The 3,055-nt window shown below is 23.0% G+C and carries 3 protein-coding genes; all 3 read right to left on the minus strand.

Features of this window, described 5'->3' with window-relative positions; all coding sequences use genetic code 11:
• Positions 1 to 298: 298 nt before the first annotated feature.
• The 3 genes from BGI41_RS07440 to endA all read right to left on the minus strand — a co-directional run bounded on the left by BGI41_RS07440 (position 299) and on the right by endA (position 2,918).
• Positions 299 to 1,015: a stage II sporulation protein M gene (locus BGI41_RS07440; RefSeq protein ID WP_158211977.1), complete on the minus strand. Its 717-nt coding sequence runs from the start codon at positions 1,013 to 1,015 to the stop codon at positions 299 to 301.
• Between the two features lie 31 nt (positions 1,016 to 1,046).
• A complete protein-coding gene (locus tag BGI41_RS07445; protein WP_088540062.1) occupies positions 1,047 to 2,138 on the minus strand; it encodes a tryptophan--tRNA ligase in 1,092 nt (363 codons plus the stop codon).
• Positions 2,139 to 2,402: 264 nt separating this feature from the next.
• Positions 2,403 to 2,918, minus strand: coding sequence for a tRNA-intron lyase (endA, locus tag BGI41_RS07450; RefSeq protein WP_088540064.1), 516 nt, complete (start codon positions 2,916 to 2,918; stop codon positions 2,403 to 2,405).
• Positions 2,919 to 3,055 lie beyond the last annotated feature (137 nt).

A 3,055-nucleotide genomic window follows, 5' to 3' on the forward strand; every position in this document is an offset into this window, starting at 1 on the left:
CTTTAATATATATGTTTCTTTAATTATATAAACTATTTTTTTAAATTACTTTAAAATATAAAAATTTAGAATATTATAGTAAAACTGTATAAAAAAATATCAAATTAAAATAAAAAACAATATCATAAATAAAAATAGAACCAAACTCTTACAAAGCAAAAATAAAACATAAACAATAAAAATAGAACAAAACAGAATACTTTAAAATAAACAACTTAGAAAATACCAATAAAGAAAAACTAAAAAAAATCAACTTAAAAAAATAAAAAAAATTTAAAAATATATAATATAAATTAAATTATTGTAAATGGTATGTTGCAACAAGATGTTTAGCCAAACCAGGAGTTATGTAAACCTCAATATATGCTGCAATTAACAATAATATAATAGCTACTATTAATATAGTCAAAGATTGAACTAAGATTCTATTATTTTGATGATAAGATATAGATACTCTTGTTTTAAAAGATAATTTATCATCTTTATTATAACTAAATCCTGGAGTATTAATATAATGATGATTTATATAATCATTATCAGGATTACGTATATTCTTAATAAATCTATTTATAAATTTAAATAATGTAAATCCAGCTGTACATGAAAATATTAATGCAGGGAATTCTAATATTCCATGAGGTAAAATATATAATAATACAACTAAAAAAGGACCTTTACCTAAAACATATCCTATAATCATACCATTAAGAATCATCAATACTGCAGTTATAATACCAAATAATATACCTACAAAATACATCATTAAAGTAACTTTAAAATTACTTAAAAATATTGAATCATAGGTTAATTTAATTTGACCTGTAGCAAGCTGTTTTTTTAATCCATGAATAACCATACCCATTCCAGAATCTATACTTGAAACAAAAACACAAGCTAAAATTGCAGATACTAAAAATAAAAGTACAGAAATTAGTAATAATTTTTTATTTTCAGTAAATGCTTCTTTAATATTAATCCAAATAAGTGTACAAAACTTTCCAAATGAATTATTCAAAAATATCACAACATTTCATTTATTTAAATATTTAATCAATTATTGCTTCTGCAATCTCATGAGCTTCAACTTGTTTAGAATGATGATTATCTAAAAATTCTTCTAAAAGCTCACATGTTTTATTTTTACATACACCACATAAAAGGTTACCGTTTAAACATTCATCTCTAATTTTTTTAAGTTCCTTATCATCATCAATTAAATGGTATAAAAGCATTTCAAAAATAACACATTGGTCAGGTTGTCCTCCTTTTTCTTTCTGTTCAGATAAAGATTCCCTTCCACCAGTTTTTGCAGATTTTAATTTATTAACAGCATCTTTAGTTGAATCATTTAAATAAATAGCTGTTTTTGGTTTACTTGATGACATTTTATCACCAGTTAATCCAGTTAAAAATCTATGATAAGTACTTGATGGTGTAATAAAACCTAATTCATCTTTAAGTTTATTTGTAATATCTCTTGTTAATCTAAGGTGAGGATCTTGATCTATACCTACTGGTACAACAGTGTTAATTGGACCGCCATTTTCTTCAACTTGTGGCATTAAAATATCCGCTACTTGAACAAGTGGAGAATTAACATGAGCTAAATTTGTAGAAGGAGAAAAACCATAAATAGCTTTCATTTCATTGAAATTTGCTTTAAGAGATGCTCTAAATGATAAATTATGTAATATTTCATTTTTTGATTGAAGATAAACATTAATATCATCAACTGTAAGATCAAGACCTAACGCAATATAATTTGTTAAATACTCATCAATAGCTAACTGTTTACCTTTTTCAAAGCTAATACCACGTGCAGCATATGCTTCTAAATCTGCAATAGGAATTGATAATTTAGCACCATGATTATGATACCATATTAATTGATCAATAACCATTTTATGACCTATATGCATTGGACCAGAAGGCATCATACCACTAACAACTGCAAATGGTTTATTTGAATTTAATAATTTAACTATTTCACCAAAGTCCCTATGACCAAATATAATTCCTCTTCTCATTAATCTATGAGGATCTTTAATTTTTTTAAGTTCATCCTCAAAATTTTGAATCCCAAATTGTTTTATAATTTTATCATAATCAAATGAATCTGCTGTCCATGGGTCTAACAAATAAATCACCTAAAATAATAGTATAAATTCTTTATAAAATATGCTTACTTAAATTAATATAATAATATAGTCACTAAGACATTAAACTAGTAAATAAAAACTCTAAACAATATCCCACTAAATAAAATTAATTAGTAAATAAAAATTCTAAACACAATATACTTACTAAACATAACTAAACTAGTAAATAAACTTAATAAAATTTAACTTTAAAAAAATACTTGAAAAATTTAGTTAATAGATTAATTTTAAAAAAAGCTAAAATTAAGGTCTTGTCCATTGTACATTATAATATGTAATATCTTGATCATCATCAACTACTGCAAGTAAAAGATTTTTATTTACACCATGAGCTACTCTAACATAACTTGAAAAATTTAATGCATTAATATCATATTTCTCATAAATAACTTTTACAAGATAATTAGAATGTCCTTTATCAGGAGCTAAACCTCTTTCATATAATCTAAATTCAGAACCATATTTAAATCCTGTTTTAATTATATATCCTCTATTTTTAAGGTCTCTATAAACTAAAAATTTACCATAAATATCTTTTTCTTTAATTAAAGAGATTATATAAGCAAAATCACATTTAACATCATTTTCATAAATATTTAAACGATTATTTTCCATTAAATAAGCTGCTTCTATAATTGAAAGTTCTAAAGCTGCTTTAGTAATTTTTCCAAAATGACTTTTCTCATTTAAAGCAATTGGTTTTTTAGAAGATTCAGTTATAGAAACCGTTACAATATTATCATATAAATCTCCACGCATATTTACACCTTAAAAATAATAATCAATTACGAATATTAATTAAATTAGTAAGAATTAAACTAAAAACTTAAACTGAAACTCATAATAAAATTTTAATTAAAAAAATACTATTTAATTACTTAAAGTTAATAGTAAAT

Source organism: Methanobrevibacter sp. 87.7 (assembly GCF_002208625.1).
Lineage (GTDB): Archaea > Methanobacteriota > Methanobacteria > Methanobacteriales > Methanobacteriaceae > Methanarmilla.

Coding starts and splice junctions, on each gene's coding strand:
- endA (WP_088540064.1), bottom strand. CDS start 2,918: ATGCGTGGAGATTTATATGATAATATTGTAACGGTTTCTATAACTGAA.